The organism is Plasticicumulans lactativorans (assembly GCF_004341245.1).
In the GTDB taxonomy this organism is placed as follows: Bacteria; Pseudomonadota; Gammaproteobacteria; order Competibacterales; family Competibacteraceae; genus Plasticicumulans_A; species Plasticicumulans_A lactativorans.
This window is the reverse complement of sequence record NZ_SLWY01000010.1, coordinates 119294-136815: the sequence shown is the minus strand read 5'-3', so window position 1 is coordinate 136815 and position 17522 is coordinate 119294. Positions and strand designations below refer to the sequence as shown.

At 71.4% G+C, this 17522-nt stretch carries 18 protein-coding genes; 5 read left to right on the top strand and 13 right to left on the bottom strand.

The annotated features are described in order from the left end of the window. Window positions 1-97: 97 nt before the first annotated feature. From ilvC to EV699_RS10310, 3 genes are all read right to left on the bottom strand, one after another. On the bottom strand, window positions 98-1111 hold the full coding sequence (gene ilvC, locus EV699_RS10320; RefSeq protein ID WP_132542333.1) for a ketol-acid reductoisomerase: 1014 nt from the start codon (window positions 1109-1111) through the stop codon (window positions 98-100). Between the two features lie 70 nt (window positions 1112-1181). After that, complete coding sequence (ilvN, locus tag EV699_RS10315; RefSeq protein ID WP_132542331.1) at window positions 1182-1673, bottom strand: acetolactate synthase small subunit; 492 nt, start codon at window positions 1671-1673, stop codon at window positions 1182-1184. Between the two features lie 2 nt (window positions 1674-1675). Next, window positions 1676-3463, bottom strand: coding sequence for an acetolactate synthase 3 large subunit (locus EV699_RS10310; protein WP_132542329.1), 1788 nt, complete (start codon window positions 3461-3463; stop codon window positions 1676-1678). A gap of 189 nt (window positions 3464-3652) precedes the next feature. On the opposite strand from EV699_RS10310, the gene EV699_RS10305 reads away from it, so the two are divergent. Continuing rightward, complete coding sequence (locus tag EV699_RS10305; protein ID WP_132542327.1) at window positions 3653-4042, top strand: DUF4124 domain-containing protein; 390 nt, start codon at window positions 3653-3655, stop codon at window positions 4040-4042. Window positions 4043-4156: 114 nt separating this feature from the next. Continuing rightward, entirely contained in the window at window positions 4157-5863 is a 1707-nt protein-coding gene (locus tag EV699_RS10300; RefSeq protein WP_132542319.1) for a proline--tRNA ligase, read from the top strand. A 287-nt stretch (window positions 5864-6150) separates the two neighbouring features. On the opposite strand, the gene yccX is transcribed toward EV699_RS10300, so the two are convergent. Genes yccX through EV699_RS10285 form a run of 3 tightly spaced genes read right to left on the bottom strand, consistent with a single transcriptional unit; the run spans window position 6151 to window position 7157 of the window. Beyond that, window positions 6151-6429: an acylphosphatase gene (gene yccX, locus EV699_RS10295; protein WP_132542317.1), complete on the bottom strand. Its 279-nt coding sequence runs from the start codon at window positions 6427-6429 to the stop codon at window positions 6151-6153. Window positions 6430-6442: 13 nt separating this feature from the next. After that, window positions 6443-6907, bottom strand: a complete 465-nt coding sequence (locus EV699_RS10290) for a TlpA disulfide reductase family protein (RefSeq protein ID WP_165904092.1) — start codon at window positions 6905-6907, stop codon at window positions 6443-6445. A 37-nt stretch (window positions 6908-6944) separates the two neighbouring features. Next, window positions 6945-7157, bottom strand: a complete 213-nt coding sequence (locus EV699_RS10285; protein WP_132542313.1) for a DUF4398 domain-containing protein — start codon at window positions 7155-7157, stop codon at window positions 6945-6947. A gap of 193 nt (window positions 7158-7350) precedes the next feature. Between EV699_RS10285 and arsC the strand changes: the two genes are divergently transcribed. The 3 genes from arsC to EV699_RS10270 are packed head-to-tail and all read left to right on the top strand — an operon-like array spanning window position 7351 to window position 8674. After that, window positions 7351-7716 carry an arsenate reductase (glutaredoxin) gene (arsC, locus tag EV699_RS10280; RefSeq protein WP_132542311.1) on the top strand — a complete coding sequence of 122 codons (366 nt, stop codon included), beginning with the start codon at window positions 7351-7353 and terminating at the stop codon, window positions 7714-7716. After that, window positions 7713-8306, top strand: a complete 594-nt coding sequence (gene wrbA / locus EV699_RS10275; RefSeq protein ID WP_132542309.1) for an NAD(P)H:quinone oxidoreductase — start codon at window positions 7713-7715, stop codon at window positions 8304-8306. Before arsC ends, wrbA begins: the two co-directional genes overlap by 4 nt. Beyond that, entirely contained in the window at window positions 8303-8674 is a 372-nt protein-coding gene (locus EV699_RS10270; protein ID WP_132542307.1) for a DUF2069 domain-containing protein, read from the top strand. Before wrbA ends, EV699_RS10270 begins: the two co-directional genes overlap by 4 nt. Window positions 8675-8794: 120 nt before the next feature. On the opposite strand, the gene EV699_RS10265 is transcribed toward EV699_RS10270, so the two are convergent. The 7 genes from EV699_RS10265 to fliG all read right to left on the bottom strand — a co-directional run bounded on the left by EV699_RS10265 (window position 8795) and on the right by fliG (window position 17522). Continuing rightward, entirely contained in the window at window positions 8795-10507 is a 1713-nt protein-coding gene (locus tag EV699_RS10265; RefSeq protein WP_132542305.1) for a bifunctional sulfate adenylyltransferase/adenylylsulfate kinase, read from the bottom strand. 54 nt (window positions 10508-10561) lie between these two features. Beyond that, the gene (locus EV699_RS10260; protein ID WP_243662624.1) at window positions 10562-11344 is read right to left on the bottom strand and encodes a sulfite exporter TauE/SafE family protein; all 783 of its coding nucleotides are present in this window, start codon (window positions 11342-11344) and stop codon (window positions 10562-10564) included. 172 nt (window positions 11345-11516) lie between these two features. After that, window positions 11517-13868: a flagellar hook-length control protein FliK gene (locus EV699_RS10255; protein WP_132542301.1), complete on the bottom strand. Its 2352-nt coding sequence runs from the start codon at window positions 13866-13868 to the stop codon at window positions 11517-11519. 22 nt (window positions 13869-13890) lie between these two features. Next, a complete protein-coding gene (fliJ, locus tag EV699_RS10250; protein ID WP_132542299.1) occupies window positions 13891-14340 on the bottom strand; it encodes a flagellar export protein FliJ in 450 nt (149 codons plus the stop codon). Further along, window positions 14337-15698, bottom strand: a complete 1362-nt coding sequence (gene fliI / locus EV699_RS10245) for a flagellar protein export ATPase FliI (RefSeq protein ID WP_132542297.1) — start codon at window positions 15696-15698, stop codon at window positions 14337-14339. The genes fliJ and fliI overlap by 4 nt, the downstream gene beginning before the upstream one ends. Continuing rightward, a complete protein-coding gene (locus EV699_RS10240) occupies window positions 15685-16473 on the bottom strand; it encodes a flagellar assembly protein FliH (protein WP_132542295.1) in 789 nt (262 codons plus the stop codon). The genes fliI and EV699_RS10240 overlap by 14 nt, the downstream gene beginning before the upstream one ends. Window positions 16474-16505: 32 nt before the next feature. Continuing rightward, entirely contained in the window at window positions 16506-17522 is a 1017-nt protein-coding gene (gene fliG, locus EV699_RS10235) for a flagellar motor switch protein FliG (protein WP_132542293.1), read from the bottom strand.

The window sequence follows — 17522 nt, the reverse complement described above, 5'->3', positions numbered from 1 at the left end:
CAGTACGGACGGCAGCCCTCCCCCGCAATGCAAAAGGGGCCCGCCGGGCCCCTCCAGTTTAAGCACCGGCCCCCGAAGGCACCGAGGAACGGACAGCTCAGTTCTTCGTGGTGTCGACCAGGCGGTTGGCCTTGATCCAGGGCATCATCGCGCGCAGCTTCTCACCGACGATCTCGATCTCGTGTTCGGCCGTCAGGCGGCGGCGCGAATTCAGCGTCGGCGCACCGGCACGGTTCTCGAGGATGAAGCTCTTCGCGTACTCGCCGGTCTGGATGTCGTGCAGGCACCTGCGCATCGCTGCACGGGCCTCGTCGCCGATCACGCGCGGCCCGGTGACGTATTCGCCGTACTCGGCGTTGTTCGAGATCGAGTAGTTCATGTTGCCGATGCCGCCCTCGTAGATCAGGTCGACGATCAGCTTCAGTTCGTGCAGGCACTCGAAGTAGGCCATCTCGGGCGCGTAGCCCGCCTCGACCAGGGTCTCGAAGCCGGTCTTGATCAGCTCGACCGCGCCGCCGCAGAGCACCGCCTGCTCGCCGAACAGGTCGGTTTCGGTCTCCTCGCGGAAGGTGGTCTCGATGATGCCGGCCTTGCCGCCCCCGTTGGCCACCGCATACGACAGCGCGATGTCGCGCGCGGCACCGGACTTGTCCTGGTACACGGCGATCAGGTGCGGCACGCCGCCGCCGGCCTTGTAGGTCGAGCGCACGGTATGTCCGGGCGCCTTCGGGGCGACCATGAAGACGTCGAGATCGGCACGCGGCACGACCTGGTTGTAGTGCACGTTGAAGCCGTGGGCGAAGGCGAGCGCCGCACCCTGCTTGATCTTGCCGGCGATCTGCCGGTAGACCTCGGCGATGTTCTCGTCCGGCAGCAGGATCATCACGACGTCGGCCCCCTCGACCGCCGCATCGACGTCCTTCACGGTCAGACCGGCGTTGACGGCCTTGTTCCACGACACGCCGCCCTGGCGCAGGCCGACCACCACCTTGACGCCGGATTCGCTCAGGTTGTTGGCGTGGGCATGGCCCTGGGAGCCGTAGCCGATGATGGCCACGGTCTTGCCCTGGATGAGGGAGAGATCGGCGTCTTTGTCGTAATAGATGTTCATGATCAGGCGGAATTTCCTTGCGTGGCAGGGCGGGCCGGCGACAGGCACCGGCCCCGATGGACGGTGCGGATCAGACGTGCAGGCCCTTGGGACCGCGGGCGATGCCGGTGACCCCGGAGCGCACGACCTCGACGATGCTCTCGTCGCCGACGGTGGCGATGAACGCATCGAGCTTGTCACCGGGGCCGGTGAGTTCGACCGTGTAGGTCCCCTCGGTCACGTCGAGCACGTGGCCGCGGAAGATCTCCACCAGGCGATACATCTCGGCACGCGACTCGCCGCTGGCGCGGATCTTGGCCATCATCAGTTCGCGCTCGATGTGCGGCCCTTCGGTGAGATCGACGAGCTTGACCACGTCCACCAGCTTGTTCAGCTGCTTGACGATCTGCTCGATGATCTGGTCGTTGCCGCGGGTGACCAGCGTGAGCCGCGACAGCGAGGCGTCCTCGGTCGGGGCGACGGTCAGCGATTCGATGTTGTAGCCGCGCGCCGAGAACAGGCCGGCCACACGGGACAGCGCGCCCGATTCGTTTTCCAGCAGGATCGAAATGATGTGCCGCATGATTACACCAGGATCATCCCTTCTTCGTGCCGGTTCTTCATCGCGTCGCGACCGGCGAGGAGCATCTCGTTCTGGCCACCGCCCGAGGGGATCATCGGGAAGACATTCTCTTCGGGGTCGGTCATGAAATCGAGAAACACGGTGCGGTCCTTCATCGCGAAGGCCTCACGCAACGCCCCCTCCACATCCGCCGGCCGCTCGATCTTCATGCCGACGTGACCGTAGGCCTCGGCCAGCTTCACGAAGTCGGGCAGGGCCTCCATGTACGACATCGAGTAGCGCTTCTCGTAGAAGAACTCCTGCCACTGCCGCACCATGCCCAGGTACTGGTTGTTCAGGTTCACGATCTTCACGGGCGTGTGGTACTGCTTCATCGTCGACAGCTCCTGCAGCATCATCTGGATGCTGCCCTCGCCCGTCACGCAGGCCACGTCGACGTCCGGGAACGCCAGCTTCGCGCCCATCGCCGCCGGCAGGCCGAAGCCCATCGTGCCCAGGCCGCCCGAGTTGATCCACTGCCGCGGCCGGTCGAACAGGTAGTACTGCGCGGCCCACATCTGGTGCTGGCCGACGTCGGAGGTGACGATCGCCTGGCCGTCGGTCACGTGGTAGAGCTGCTCGATCACGTACTGCGGCTTGATGATGGTGTCGCTGTTGCGATAGCCGAGCGACTTGATCGCACGCCATTCGTCGATCTGCTGCCACCAGCGCGCGAGCGCCTCGCGGTCGGGCTCGAGGCCCTCCTCCTTGAGGATGGTGATCATCTGGCGCAGCACGTTCGGCACCGAGCCGACGATCGGGATCTCCACCGCCACGTTCTTCGAGATCGACGACGGGTCGATGTCGATGTGGATGATGCGCGCGGTCGGGCAGAACTTCTCGAGGTTGCCGGTGACGCGGTCATCGAAGCGCGCACCCACCGCGAACAGCACGTCGCAGTGATGCATCGCCATGTTCGATTCGTAGGTGCCGTGCATGCCCAGCATGCCGACGAACTGGCGGTCGGTGGCCGGGTAGGCGCCGAGCCCCATCAGCGTGTTGGTGATCGGGAAGCCGAGCATGCGGGTGAGTTCGATCAGCTCCTTCGAGCCGTCGGACAGCACCACGCCGCCGCCGGTGTAGATCATCGCGCGCTTGGCCTGCGCCAGCAGCTCGGTCGCCTTGCGGATCTGGCCGCTGTGCCCCTTCACCGTGGGGTTGTACGAGCGCATCTTGATCTTCTTCGGGTAGTCGAACTCGGCGCGGGCGCCGGTGACATCCTTCGGCAGATCGACGAGCACCGGGCCGGGGCGGCCGGTGGTGGCGATGTAGAACGCCTTCTTGATCGTCTCCGCCAGATCGCGGACGTCGCGCACCAGGAAGTTGTGCTTCACGCACGGGCGCGTGATGCCGACCGAGTCGCATTCCTGGAAGGCGTCGTTGCCGATCAGCTTGGTCGGCACCTGACCGGACAGGATCACCATCGGGATCGAGTCCATGTACGCGGTGGCGATGCCGGTGACGGCATTGGTCAGCCCCGGCCCCGAGGTGACCAGGCACACGCCCGGCTTGCCGCTGGCGCGCGCATAGCCGTCGGCGGCGTGCGCCGCGGCCTGCTCGTGACGCACGAGGACGTGCTTGACCTCGTCCTGAACATGCAGCGCATCATAAATATGGAGAACCGCACCTCCGGGGTAGCCGAAGAGGACTTCGACTCCTTCTTCCTTGAGGCAACGGACGACGATCTCGGCACCGGTCAATTCCACAGCACTGGCCTCCACGGGCAGGACTTGTAGGTGATGGCGTTGCATGCGACGCGACGGCCATCGTGAGGATTCGCGTCGGATTCCGCCTGGTTTGCGGGCCGGACACGCCAGCCACGTGCAGCGGGTGGCTGGATTTGGGACTCGAAAGACTGAGCGGCGCACGCTATAGGCTGGTCGGCGAAAGGTCAAGCGCACGCGGACCGCGCCCGCGCTCCACGATAAGGAGGAACCGTCATGTCGGCACGCTGGCTACTGCCGCTCCTGCTGTTGTCCCCGCTGGCACAGGCGGGGGTCTACAAGTGGCAGGACGCGACGGGCAGGACCCACTATTCGGCGTCGCCGCCCCCCGGCGCGCCCTACGAGGAGCTCAGCATCCCCCGGGCCCCGACGCCGACGCCGGCGCCTCCCGCCGAACCGCCTCGGGCCGCGCCGGACAAGGCGGCCGCGCCGGCGACGCGCGAGGAGGCCTGCAGGCGCGCGCGCGAGAACGTCGCCCTGCTCGAAAGCGACCAGCCCGTCACCGCGCTCGACGCCAGCGGCGGCCAGGCCACCGAGCTCGACGCCGCCGCCCGCCAGCAGGCCCTGAAGCAGGCACGCAAGGACGCCGCCTACTACTGCGATTGAGCACCGCAGGCGCCGGCTGTACGCCCCGTCGACCGCGCGGATACACTCGCGCCCCGCACGCCGCACCTGCGCGGCGCATCCGCTTTCCCGCCCGACCACCGCAGAAGGCCCGTCATGCGTGTATCCCGCTTTCCGCTCAACACCGTCAAGGAAACCCCGACCGACGCCGAGATCGTCAGCCACCAGTTGATGCTGCGGGCGGGCCTGATCCGCCGCATCGCCGCCGGCATCTATACGTGGATGCCGCTGGGCCTGCGGGTGCTGCGCAAGGTCGAGGCGGTGGTGCGCGAGGAGATGAACCGCATCGGCTGCCTGGAGCTGCTGATGCCGGCGGTGCAGCCGGCCGAGCTGTGGCAGGAATCGACGCGCTGGGACGCCTACGGCCCCGAACTGCTGCGCCTGAAGGACCGCCACGAGCGCGACTTCGTGTTCGGTCCCACGCACGAGGAGGTCGTCACCGACCTGGTGCGCCGCGAGATCAAGAGCTACCGGCAGCTGCCGCTCGCCTACTACCAGATCCAGACCAAGTTCCGTGATGAGGTCCGGCCGCGCTTCGGCGTGATGCGCGCCCGCGAGTTCATCATGAAGGACGCCTACTCCTTCCACGCCGACCAGCCGTGCCTGCAGAAGACCTACGACGACATGTACCGCGCCTACTCGGCGATCTTCACGCGCCTCGGGCTCGACTTCCGCGCCGTGCTCGCCGACACCGGCTCGATCGGTGGCGCGCACTCGCACGAGTTCCACGTGCTGGCCGATTCCGGCGAGGACGACATCGCCTTCTCGACCGTGAGCGACTACGCGGCGAACGTCGAACTGGCCGAGGCGGTGACGCCCGCCACGCGCCCGGCGGCGACGGCGGCGCTGGCGAAGCGCGCCACGCCGGGCGTGCATACCATGGACGATCTCGCCCGCTTCCTCGGCGTCGGGCTGGAGCAGACCCTGAAGACCCTGCTGGTCCAGGGCAGCAACGGCGGCCTGGTCGCGCTGTGCCTGCGCGGCGACCATACGCTGAACGAGATCAAGGCCGAGAAGCATCCGCTGATCGCGCAGCCGCTGACCTTCGCCTCCCCGCAGGCCATCCGGGCTCTGGTCGGCTGCGAGGCGGGCTCGATCGGCCCGCTCGGCCTCGCCTGCCCGGTGCTCATCGACCGTGCCGCCGCCGTGCTCGCGGACTTCGCCTGCGGCGCCAACGCCGACGGCTTCCACTTCACCGGCGTGAACTGGGGCCGCGATCTCGCCGAGGCCGCGGTCACCGACCTGCGCAAGGTCGTCGCCGGCGACCCCAGCCCCGACGGCCACGGCAGCCTGCGCATCGCGCGCGGCATCGAGGTCGGCCACATCTTCCAGCTGGGCACCAAGTACAGCGCCGCGATGAACGCGACCGTGCTCGACGAGGCCGGCCGCACCCAGGTGATGACCATGGGCTGCTACGGCATCGGCGTGTCACGCATCGTCGCCGCGGCGATCGAGCAGAACCACGACGAGCGCGGCATCGCCTGGCCGCAGGCGATGGCGCCGTTCCAGGTCGCCCTGCTGCCGATCAACGCCGGCAAGTCGCCGGAGGTGCGCGAAGCGGCCGAGGCGCTGTACGCGGAACTGCAGGCGGCGGGCATCGAGGTGCTGCTCGACGACCGCGATGCCCGTCCGGGGGTGATGTTCGCCGACATGGAACTCGTCGGCATCCCGCACCGCATCGTCATCGGCAGCAAGGGCCTCGCGGCCGGCGAGCTCGAATACAAGGGCCGCCGCGACGCCGAGAGCCGTCCGGTGCGACGTGACGGGCTGCTCGACTTCCTCCGCGAGCGTATTGCCGGGTGAGCCGCCGCGGGCTCGGATCACGCCGGCCAAGTGCTTCATCCGCCGGCGGATTCGGGTTTATCCACAAAGCCCGGGGATATCCCTGTGGAAAACCCGGTGGAAAATTCGCCAAGCCCTTGCTGCAGAAGTCCCTTTCAGGCCTCGACCAAGAATTGCGCCGTCCTGATCAACTCTTTTAAAAACAACCTGTTGGACGGCGAGGCAAGATTCCGGGGCGCGGCCATGGTATGTGCTGCAGCAGTTCAGCGAACTGTGCATAAGTCAAATGCCGTGCAACGCGCCATGCTTCAGCCGGTCGCGAAATCGTCCGGCAGGGCCGGCGGCAGCGCGAACGCCTGCTCCTCGACGGCATCGACCCGCGCCCGGGGCGGCCCCTGACGCAGCCAGTCGCACAGCGCGCGCACGGCGGCCTCGTCGCCGCAGGCGAGCACCTCGACGCTGCCGTCGGCGAGATTGCGGGCCTGCCCCACGACCCCCAGTTGCAGCGCCCGTTCGCGCGTATGGGCCCGGAACGCCACGCCTTGCACGCGGCCGCGCACCCGCGCGAGCCTGCAGATCGTCGCCATCGGCATCGTCCTCTCAGGGATGGGGGGTAGGCGCCCCGGCCTCGCGCAGTTCGGCGAGCAGGAATTCGAGACCGGCCGCGGTCAGCGGCCCGACGTAGGTGCGCACCAGTTCGCCGCGGGGGTCGAGGATCAGCGTGGTCGGCAACCCCTTGACGCGCGGCAGCCCGGGGACCGGCTTGATGCCGGCCAGCGCGATCGGATAACTCACGTCGAAGCGTTGCAGGAAGGCGCGCACGGCTTCAGGCGCTGCCGGCTCGAAGTTGACCCCCACCAGCACCACGTCGGCATGGCGCGGATCGCGGTGGAAGGCTTCGAGTTCGGGGATCTCCTCGACGCAGGGCGCGCACCAGGTGGCCCAGAAGTTCAGCACCAGCCAGCGCCCCCGCTGCTGCGCGAAGTCCAGCGCGGTGCCGTCGAGCGTGGGCAGGCGGGCATCCACCGGCGCGGCGAACCCCGCCGCTGCCCATGTCAGCCACACGGCCGCGATGGCGGCACAGGCGCGCCGCCTGCGGCGCTCAGGGGCGCAACTGCGGGTTGTCGGCCTGGTCACGGGCGCGCAGCGCCTCCTTGCGGGCTTCGATGGCGTATTCGCGGGCTTCGGCATAGGCGCCGGCCTCGAGTTGCAACTGCGCCCTTTCGAGCAGCGCCCGGGCCGAGCGCAGCGGCACCGCGTAGCCCGGGCCGAGGGCACTCTCGGCCGCACGGATCGCCTGGCGTGCATCGCTCATTTCCTGCACCGGCGGGGCGCTGGCACAGGCGGCACACACGGCGGTCAGCAGCGCTGCAAGGATGAGATTACGGCCCACTTCACTTACGATGCCTCGCGGCGGCTTTCCGACGATGTCATCGGCAAGCTAGCACCCCCCTCCCGAGACCGTCAAGCAAGCTGGACAGCCCCCTCGCCTGAGAGATTTTGCCTGCATGTACGCAGAAAATAGCGTCACGATCTACCACAATCCCCTCTGTTCCAAATCGCGCGGAGCACTCGCGCGGCTCCGTGAACAGGGCTTCGAACCCCGCGTGATCGAGTACCTGGAGGCACCGCCCGACGCGGCGACGCTCACCCGCCTGCTCGCCCGGCTCGGCCTGCCGGCGCGCGCGCTGCTGCGCCAGGGTGAAGCGGCCTACCGCGAACGCCAGCTCGACGACCCGACGCTGCCCGACAGCGCGCTGATCGAGGCGATGGTGGCCTGCCCGCAACTGATCGAGCGGCCGATCGTCGTGATCGGCGAGCGCGCCGTGCTGGCGCGCCCGCTCGAGAAGCTCGACGCCCTGCTCGCCCGATGATCGAGATCCTGGTCCTCTACTACAGCCGCAGCGGGGCCACCGCCGAGATGGCACGCCTGGTCGCCCGCGGCGTCGCCGAGATCGACGGCGTGAGTGCCCGCCTGCGCACCGTGCCGCCGGTGTCGACGGTCTGCGAGGCGGTCGCCGACACCATCCCCGCCGACGGCCCGCCCTACGCGACGCTGGCCGACCTGCGCGACTGCAGCGGGCTCGCCCTCGGCAGCCCGACGCGCTTCGGCAACATGGCCGCACCGCTGAAATACTTCCTCGACGGAACCTCGGAGCTGTGGCTGTCGGGCGCGCTCGCCGGCAAGCCGGCGGGGGTGTTCACCTCCACCGGCACGCTGCACGGCGGCCAGGAGAGCACGCTGCTCAGCATGATGCTGCCCTTGCTGCACCACGGCATGCTGCTGCTGGGCCTGCCCTACACCGAGGCCGCGCTGGAGACCACGCGCAGCGGTGGCACCCCGTACGGGCCCAGCCACCACGCGGCGGCCGGCGACAAGCGCCTCAGCAGCGACGAGAAGGCCCTGTGCCGGGCGCTCGGCCGACGCCTCGCCGATACCGCCCGACGGCTGGCCGGCGCATGATCCCCGCCGCCCGCTGGCTCGTGCTGACGGCCTGGTTCGGCCTGTTCGCGTTCTGGTTCGCGCGCATCGTCTGGCTCGCACCGAACCCGCTCTACCCGGTGGTGTTCCTGCTGCTGCTCGAAGTCGGCCCGCTGCTGTTCCCGCTGCGCGGGCTGCTGCACGGCCGCCCCTACACCCACGCCTGGACCGCGTTCCTCGCGCTCTACTACGTGGTGCTGGCGATCGACGACCTCGCCGGCGGGGCCACGGACCGCCGCCTCGGCGCGCTCGCGCTCGCGCTCGCGCTCGCGCTGTTCGTCGGCTGCGTCGTCTACGCCCGCCTGCGGGGGCGCGCGCTCAAGCGCCTGGCCGACGGCAGCCCGCCTTAAGACACACGCCCGCGCCGCGCGGCGCGGGGACACCGCGCCACCCGGCCCCCATCAAACGACACGGCCCGCCGCGCGGCATGGCGCGCGGCGGGCCGCAGGACGCTGCGGGGACGCGGGCCGTCAGCGGATGTAGCCGAGGCTTTCGAGCTTCAGCAGGATGCGCTGCGCGGCCTCGTCGGGCGTGCACTCCTCGGTCTGGATGCGCAGCTCGGGGTTCTCCGGGGTCTCGTAGGGGTCGGAGATGCCGGTGAACTCCTTGATGATGCCGGCGCGGGCCTTGGCGTAGAGGCCCTTGCGGTCACGCTGCTCGCAGGTCTCGACGGTGGTGGCGACGTGCACCTCGATGAAGCCGCCGAGCGGGGCGATCATCGAGCGCACCTCCGTGCGCGTCTGCGCGTAGGGGGCGATCGGTGCGCAGATGGCGATGCCGCCGTTCTTGGTGATCTCGCTGGCGACGTAGCCGATGCGCAGGATGTTGATGTTGCGGTGTTCCTTGCTGAAGCCCAGTTCGCTCGACAGGTTCTTGCGCACCAGGTCGCCGTCGAGCATGGTCACGCGCCGCCCGCCGAGTTCCATCAGCTTGACCATCAGCGCGTTGGCGATGGTGCTCTTGCCCGACCCCGAGAGCCCGGTGAAGAACACCGTGAAGCCCTGCAGGTGCTTGGGCGGGTGGGTGCGGCGCAGTTCGGCGACGACCTCGGGGTAGGAGAACCAGCTCGGGATCTCCAGCCCTTCCATCAGCCGGCGGCGGAACTCGGTGCCGGAGATGTTGAGCACGCTCTGGCCGGGCTGGACCTCGTCCTGCGGCACGTACTCGGCGAGCTCCTCGACGTAGACCATCTCCTGGAACGGCACCATCTCGATGCCGAGCTCCACGGCGTGCTTCGCCACCAGTGCCTGGGCGTCGTACGGGCCGTAGAAGTCCTTGCCGTCGCGGCCCTTGCCCGGGCCGGCGTGGTCGCGGCCGACGATGAAGTGCGAGCAGCCGTGGTTCTTGCGGATGATCGCGTGCCACACCGCCTCACGCGGGCCGCCCATGCGCATCGCGAGGTGCAGCAGGCTGAGCATGGTGCTCTGCTCGGGGTACTGCTTGATCAGGTGCTCGTAGCAGCGCACGCGCGAGTAGTGATCGATGTCGCCGGGCTTGGTCATGCCGACCACCGGCTGGATCAGCAGGTTGGCCTGGGAGAGCTTGGCGGCGCGGAAGGTGAGCTCCTGGTGCGCGCGGTGCATCGGGTTGCGCGTCTGGAAGGCGACGACCTTGCGCCAGCCGAGCTTGTTGAACAGCGCGCGCAGTTCGGCCGGCGAGTTGCGCAGGTGGCGGAAGTCGTAGTGCGGCGGCTCCTCCATGCCGAACAGGCGCCCGCCGAGATACACCGGGCCGGCCTTGTGCATCAGGTAGGCGACGCCGGGGTGGGTGTCGTCGGTGGTGCCGAACACGCCCTGCGCCTCGACGGCCTTGTCGGGCGTGTAGATGTCGCCGATTTCGAGCACCGCGATCAGCGCGCCCTCGGGGTCGCGCAGCGCGATGCGCTCACCGCGCTTCACGGTCGCCGCGAAGGCCTCGGACACGTCGAGGGTGATCGGCATCGGCCACAGCGTGCCGTCGGCGAGGCGCATCTCGCGCACCACGCGGTCGTAGTCGGCCTCACCCAGAAAGCCCTCGAGCGGCGAGAAGGCGCCGTTCAGCAGCAACTCGATGTCGCAGAGCTGGCGGTGGCTGAGATCCCACGAAACGTACTCGCGCGCCTTCTGCTTCTCGGCGGCGGCGGCGTCGGCCGACAGGTACAGGTTCTTCAGGCTGCCGCCATGGGGCGCAATCAGGGTGGTCATCGGTCACTCAACCTCGGATCGAAGTGGCATCGGTGGAACAACGGAAGGATGGCATCAGAAGATCAGCTTGCCGCCCAGGAAGATCAGACAGCAGGCGACCAGTGGCCGGACGATGCGGTCCGGCAGGCGCAGCCCGAGATGGCTCCCGAGGTAGGCCCCGGGGATCGAGCCCGCCAGCAGTGAAAACAGCAGTTCGTGGTCGACGTTGCCCTGGCTCCAGTGACCATAACCGGCCACCGCCGTGAGCAACACCGCGTGAGCGATTTCGGTGCCGACCATGGTCTGCACCAGCATGCCAGGGTAGAGCATGATCAGGGCCGCGGTGCCGAGCGTGCCGGCGCCGACCGAGGTCAGCGCCACCAGGGCGCCGAGCACCAGGCCGACGGCGACGGTGAACACCGGCCGACAGCGCTTGACGAACACCTTGAGCCGCGGCAGGCGCTCACCGCGGCCGATCGCCTGGATGTGACGCTTGGCGAACAGCAGCAGCGCCGACACCACCACGGCGATGCCGAGCCCGGTCCTGATCGCCGCGGTGGCGGCGATGCTCTGCGTGCCGACCGCGTGCAGCCCCCACAGCATGGCGATCGCGCCGGGGAGGCTGCCGCACAGCAACAGGCCGACCACGTCCCAGCGCAGCGCATGGCGACGCGCGTAGCCGATCACGGCGCTGATCTTGGTGACGCAGGCGTAGACGAGGTCGGTGCCCACCGCCGTGGTCACCGGAATGCCGAAACCGAGCACGAGGATGGGGGTCATCAGCGCGCCGCCGCCGATGCCGGTCACGCCCACCAGGACGCCCACGCCCAGCCCGACCGCCACGTAAATCGCTTCCACGCTCGTCGCTCCATTTCGCCTTCGAGTGCGCTGCACGCGCAAAACCGCGGCGAGCATGCCCAATGTTGCGCTGCAAGGTAAAGCGCGAGCTGCTAACGATACAAACTTTTCGCTCTAAGGGGCGTGTCTGACCACACCTGTGGCACGGCGCCTGCCGGCCTCGCGGGGGCATTCACACGTAGTGGTCGATGCCGCCGAGCAGCGTGCGCACCGGGATGCCGAGCTCGTCGCCGCCGGCACCGAAGGGCGCGTCATGCGGCAGGCGCTCGCGCGCGCCACCGTGCGGGTCGCCCTGACGCTGTGCGTCGGCACCGCCCCAGGCCGTGCCCGGCTGGCGCGACGCCGGGTGGTCGCTGACGCTCGTCTGGCCGAGCTGCACGCCCTGGCTGCCGAGCAGCTCCCGCAGCCGCGGCAGGCTCGCTTCGAGCGCCTCGCGCACGCCGGCGTCGTGGGTGCGGAAGCTCACGTCGGCGGTGTCCTGGGCGAGCTGCAGGCGCACTTCCACCGGACCGAGATGGGGCGGATTGACGCGGATCTCGGCGTGCTGCTCGCGGTTCTGCACCATCCACGCAAGCTGCTCGCCGAGCGCCGGCGCCCAGCTGCGCGGCTGCTCGACCGGCAGTTGCGGCGACGGCGCGTTCGCCGGCGCCGGCCGGTCGGCGGGCGGCGGGGGCGCAGGGGCTCCGGGCAGGCCCGCCGACGGCCCCGCCGGTGCCTGCTCGGCTTCGCCCGCACCGCGTGCCGACACGAAGAACGGCGCGCCGGCCTCGGCGGCGGGCGTCGACGGCGGCGCGCCGGCATCGCCGCCGTGCGCGCCGGGCGCCGTGGCCGGCACCGTCCCCGCACCGGCATCGGCGCTGGCGGCCGGCGCGGGCGTCGCCGTGCGGGCGGCGAGCAGTGGCGCCACCGTCGGCGACGGCAGGCGCGCGCTGCCGGCACGTGCCGGAGCCGCGGTCGGTGTCTGCTGCGGGGAAGGCCGTGCGGCCGCGAGGCCGGCGGCGACGAGCCCGGCCGTGGCGTCGGCCGTCGGCGCGAGGGGCGCAGGAGTCGACGTGACGGCGGCATCGCGGCCGGCGATGGCGACGGTTGCCTGGGCGCTGGCATCGACGGACGCGGGCGCATCGGCCGCATCCTCCTCCGGCGCCGCGGGACCTGCCGCCGGCACCCCCGCCGCCTCGCCTTCGCCCGCCGCCGCGGCAACGGTGGCGCCCCCCGCCGCCGGGGCCGGCGCGACAGGGTTCACCGCCGGCAGCGGGAAGGTCCGCGCCACCCGCCCGCGCCCGGCGTCGACGCCGGCGACCGGCGCCACGGTCGGGGCCGCCCCCCCGGCAGGCGCTGCCGGCGCCGCCTGCGACGCGGCATCCGGCAGGTCCGCGGCGACGGCCGGATCGGCCGCCACCGGCGCGATCGCGGGGGCAGCGGCCTCGGTGGCCGCTGCCCCCGCAGGCCGTGCCGCCGGCGCGTCTTCCGCCCCACCCCCGCCCAGCACCGCAGGAGGGGGGACGGCGCTCGCCGCCCGGGTCGGCACGGCGGCGCTCCCGGCCCCCAGCGGGAAGGCCTCCTCCCCCCGCCCGCGACCGCTGTCGACACCGCCGACGGGCACCTCGGCCGGCGCCGCGACCTCGACGGGCGCCCCCCCCGGTTGCGGCGCGACATCCGGCAGATTCGCGACGGCAGCCGGATCGGCCGCCACCGGCGCCGCCGCGGGATCCGCCGCGGAGGGGGAAAGCCTCGCGGTGGCGGCCGCCGGCTGGGGCCGCGGCAGGCTGGCGAGTCGTACGCGCAACGGATCGGAGGGGGTCGCGGCCGCGTCGACCGCCTCGCCATCCGTCGGCACGACCGTATCAACGACCGCACCAGCGCCCGCGGCATCGACGGACGCACCGGCCGCATCCCCCGCCAGCGCCGCGGGACGCACCGCCGGCACGCCCTCCGCCCCACCCCCGCCCACCGCCGCAGCGGCGGCACCCGCCACCAGCGCCGGTGCGGCGGGATTCGCCGCCGGCAGCGGGAAGCTCCGCGCCACCCGCCCGCTCCCGGCGTCGACGCCGGCGACCGGCGCCCCGGTCGGGGCCGCCCCTCCGGCAGGCGCTGCCGGTGCCGCCTGCGGCATGGCATCCGGCGGGTCCGCGGCGACAGCCGGGACGGTCGCGGACACCGCCGGAGCGACCGTGGTCACCCCGGCCCCGGCGACTTCCACGGCGGCGGCCTCCGGGGCGGGGGGCGCCGCAGGGTCCGCGGGTGCGGCCGCGGGCGTCGCGGCGGCGGGGGCTGCGGCCTGCGGGGGCCGCAGCAGGCTGGCGAGCAGCGCACGCAGCGGATCGAGCGCGGCCGCGGCGGGGTCGGCCGCCTCGCCGTCCGCGGGGAGGTCCGCGCCGGTGTCCACCGTCGCAGCGGGCGCTGCAGGTGCCGGCGACACGCCGGCGAGCAACTGCGCGAAGCCCTCGGCGGCGTCGGTGCCCCGCTCCCCCGTGCCCGCCGCGGTGGCGCCGGTGGCGACCTTGATCGACTCGATGCTGTTCATGGCCCGTGCTCCTCGGTCCGGCCTAGGGGACCTGGCGGTCGCGGTGCTTCTGCAGCGCGAATTCGTCGCTCGCCGCCTGCTCGCGGCGCTCTTCGAGGCGCCCCGACTCGCGCCGGTAGTGCGCGATCACCTCGGCCAGCGCGCGCGCCTTGGCGCGGCTCGCCTGCCAGGCCTTGCGCGCGTGCGCCACTTCGAGTTCGTGCACCTCGATCTGCCGGCGCAGCTGCGCGATGTTGGCGTCGAGATTGCCGATGAAGACCAGATAGTCGTGCAGGCGCCGCGCCGACAGCCCGCCGCGGCCGTCCTGGTGCAGGCGCTCGGCGTACTCGGCGCGGAAGGCGAGCAGCTGTTCGAGCCGCACGCGCTGCTCGTCGAGCCGCGCGCGGGCCTGCGCGTGCTGGCGCGCCGCCGCGTGCTCGCGCTCGTGGGCGACGTCGACCGCCGGCTGCAGGGTGCGGATGCGGTCCTTCACCGGGCCACCCCGTCGCCGAGCAGGGCTTCGAGCTGTTCCAGGCTCGCCTCCAGGCTCACGCTCGCGTCCATGCCCTGCATCAGGAACTCGCGCAGGCGCGGCTGGAAACGCATGGCTTCGTCGACCGCGGGGTCGGAGCCCGCGGTGTAGGCGCCGACGTTGATCAGGTCGCGGTTGCGCATGTAGCTGGAATAGAGCTGCTTGAAGCGCCGCGCCAGCGCCTGCTGGCGGGCGTCGGCGACATGCGGCAGCAGCCGCGAGATCGACGCCTCGACGTCGATCGCCGGGTACTGGCCGCTTTCGGCGAGCGCCCGCGACAGCACGATGTGGCCGTCGAGGATCGCGCGCGCGGCGTCGGCGATCGGGTCGTTGGTGTCGTCGCCCTCGGCGAGCACGGTGTAGAAGGCGGTGATCGAGCCGCCGGCCTCGTCGTTGCCGGCGCGCTCGACCAGGCTCGGCAGCCGCGCGAACACCGACGGCGGGTAGCCCTTGGTCGCCGGCGGCTCGCCGATCGCGAGCGCGATCTCGCGCTGCGCCTGCGCGTAGCGCGTCAGCGAGTCCATCAGCAGCAGCACCTGCCGGCCCTGGTCGCGGAAGTACTCGGCGATGCGCGTGGCGAGCGTGGCACCGTGCAGGCGCTTCAGCGGCGGGTCGTCGGCCGGTGCCGCCACCACCACCGCGCGCGCCATGCCGGCGGGGCCGAGGATCTCCTGGATGAACTCCTGCACCTCGCGCCCGCGCTCGCCGATCAGCCCGACCACGATCACCTCGGCGTTGGTGAAGCGCGTCATCATGCCGAGCAGCACGCTCTTGCCGACGCCCGAACCGGCGAACAGTCCCATGCGCTGGCCGCGGCCGACGGTGAGCAGCGCGTTGATCGCGCGCACGCCGACGTCGAGCGGCTCGCGGATCGGCTTGCGCGCCAGCGGGTTGAGGCGCCGGCCGGCGAGCGGCAGGCGCCGCGCCGCCTGCGGCGGCGGACGGCCGTCGAGCACCCGGCCGTTGCCGTCGAGCACGCGCCCGAGCAGCTCCTCGCCGAGCGCCACCGTGCTCGACGCCGCGCTCGGGATCACCCGCGCATGCGGCATCAGGCCGTGGATGTCGCCGCTCGGCATCAGGAACAGGCGGCGGTCGGCGAAGCCCACCACCTCGGCCTCGACCGGCCGGCGGTCGCTGCCGACCACCCGGCAGCGCGCGCCGATCGGGGCGATGCAGCCGGCGGCTTCGAGGGTCAGCCCGACGATGCGCGTCAGCCGCCCTTCGACCGGCAGCGCCGGCAGCGCGGCCAGGCGCTCGCGCCGCCGGCGCAGGCGCGCGGCGAGCCCGCCGGCGGGCGGCGGGGTCTCAGGCGGGCTCATGCGGGGCATCCTCGTCGCGCTCGCCGCCGAGCAGCGTCGCGATCACCGTGTTCAGGCGCGCCTCGACGCTCGCGTCGATGCGCGATTCGGCGGCCTCGACCACGCAGCCGCCGCGCGCGAGCGTCGGGTCGTCGACCAGCGTCCAGGCGGCGACCTCGCCGGAGCCGCCGCGGTCGCGCAGCAGGCGCGCGTCGTCGGGGTGCAGGCGCACCTGCACCGGGCGGTTCGCCAGCGGCAGCAGGGCGACGGTCTCGCGCACCAGCGCGACGATCTCGCCCGGCGCGGCGCGCAGTTCGCGGCGCACGAACTGGCGCGCGATGGCGATCACCAGCTGGACCAGTTCGTCCTCGACCGCGGCGTCGAGCCGGGCGAGCGGCGCGGCGAGCGCATCGAGCCCCCCCTGCAGCGCGGCGAGCTGCGCGCGCACCTCGGCCTCGGCGGCCGCGAGGCCGGTGGCATGGCCGCGCTCGCGCCCTTCGGCGAGCCCCTGCTCGAAGCCGGCCTGGTAGCCCTCGGCCTGCGCCTCGCGCTGGATCGCCTCGATCTCCTCCAGCGTCGGCAGCGCCGGCAGCGGTTCGGGCTCGGGCTCGGGTTCGATGGCGGGTTCGGCGGGCGGCGGCGCCTCGACGGACGCCGCGGGCTCGGGCTCGACCGCCTCCGGCGCTGGTTCGGCTTGCGGCGGCAGCGGCGGCTCCGGGTCGTCGACGCTCGGCAGCTCCCAGCGGCGCACCTCGCCGAGGGCATCGCGCGGGATCACGCGACCGCTAGCGGACATGGCTCACCTCCACCGGCATCCGGGTGCGCGCCTCACACATAGCCGCCCCCGCCGCCCCCGCCGCCGAGCGCCAGGTCGCCGGCCTCGGCCATGCGCTTGGCGACGCTCATGATCTCCTTCTGCGCCGCCTCGACGTCGATCAGGCGCACCGGCCCCATGCTTTCGAGGTCGTCGCGCATCATCTCGGCGGCGCGCTTCGACATGTTCTTCAGGATCTTCTCGCGCACGCCCTCGTCGGCGCCGCGCAGCGCGATCAGCAGGGTCTCGGAGCTGATCTCGCGCAGCAGGTTCTGGATGCCGCGGTCGTCGACGTTGAGCAGGTGCTCGAACACCACCATCAGGTCCTCGATCTTCACCGCGAGGCCTTCGTCGAGCACCTTGAGCTTCTCCATGATCGCGCCCTCGACCCCGCTGTCGAGCAGGTTGAGGATCTCGGCGGCGCGCTTCGGGCCGCCCACCTTGAAGCTGGTGGCGGCGTTGATGTTGCGCATCACCTGCTTCTCGATGACGTCGTTGAGCTCGCCGATCGCCACCGTCGGCACGCTGTCGAGCGTGGCCACGCGCATCAGCACGTCGTAGCGCAGGTCGTCGGGGAGCAGGCCGAGCACTTCGGCGGCCTGCTCGGATTCGAGGTACGACAGCACCAGCGCGATCACCTGCGGGTGCTCGCGGCGCAGCCCGGCGGCGACCGCCTTGGCCTCCATCCACTTCAGCGCCTCGACGCCGGTCGAGCCGTCGGCGTTGAGGATGCGGTCCATCAGGTTCTTGGCCTTGTCGCGGCCGATCGCCCGGGTCAGCACGTTCTTCACGAAGGTGTGCGTGTCGGCGGTCATCGCGTTCTCGTTGGCGACCTGCGCGGTGAAGCTGGCGACGATCTCGGCGACCTGCTCGCGCTCCACGTGGCGCAGCGCGGTCATCGAGGCGCCGATGCGGTGCAGCTCGCGTGGCTCGAAATGCCGCAGCAGGTCGGCGGCGTGGTCCTCGCCGAGCGCCATCAGCAGCACCGCGGCGCGGTCGACGCCGGCCAGCGCGGGTTGGTCGGGGTTCAT

Coding starts and splice junctions, on each gene's coding strand:
- wrbA (WP_132542309.1), top strand. CDS start 7,713: ATGATCGAGATCCTGGTCCTCTACTACAGCCGCAGCGGGGCCACCGCC.
- ilvC (WP_132542333.1), bottom strand. CDS start 1,111: ATGAACATCTATTACGACAAAGACGCCGATCTCTCCCTCATCCAGGGC.
- fliG (WP_132542293.1), bottom strand. CDS start 17,522: ATGAACCCCGACCAACCCGCGCTGGCCGGCGTCGACCGCGCCGCGGTG.
- yccX (WP_132542317.1), bottom strand. CDS start 6,429: ATGGCGACGATCTGCAGGCTCGCGCGGGTGCGCGGCCGCGTGCAAGGC.
- arsC (WP_132542311.1), top strand. CDS start 7,351: ATGTACGCAGAAAATAGCGTCACGATCTACCACAATCCCCTCTGTTCC.
- EV699_RS10240 (WP_132542295.1), bottom strand. CDS start 16,473: ATGTCCGCTAGCGGTCGCGTGATCCCGCGCGATGCCCTCGGCGAGGTG.
- EV699_RS10265 (WP_132542305.1), bottom strand. CDS start 10,507: ATGACCACCCTGATTGCGCCCCATGGCGGCAGCCTGAAGAACCTGTAC.
- EV699_RS10305 (WP_132542327.1), top strand. CDS start 3,653: ATGTCGGCACGCTGGCTACTGCCGCTCCTGCTGTTGTCCCCGCTGGCA.
- EV699_RS10300 (WP_132542319.1), top strand. CDS start 4,157: ATGCGTGTATCCCGCTTTCCGCTCAACACCGTCAAGGAAACCCCGACC.
- EV699_RS10255 (WP_132542301.1), bottom strand. CDS start 13,868: ATGAACAGCATCGAGTCGATCAAGGTCGCCACCGGCGCCACCGCGGCG.
- EV699_RS10310 (WP_132542329.1), bottom strand. CDS start 3,463: ATGCAACGCCATCACCTACAAGTCCTGCCCGTGGAGGCCAGTGCTGTG.
- EV699_RS10285 (WP_132542313.1), bottom strand. CDS start 7,157: ATGAGCGATGCACGCCAGGCGATCCGTGCGGCCGAGAGTGCCCTCGGC.
- EV699_RS10270 (WP_132542307.1), top strand. CDS start 8,303: ATGATCCCCGCCGCCCGCTGGCTCGTGCTGACGGCCTGGTTCGGCCTG.
- ilvN (WP_132542331.1), bottom strand. CDS start 1,673: ATGCGGCACATCATTTCGATCCTGCTGGAAAACGAATCGGGCGCGCTG.
- fliI (WP_132542297.1), bottom strand. CDS start 15,698: ATGAGCCCGCCTGAGACCCCGCCGCCCGCCGGCGGGCTCGCCGCGCGC.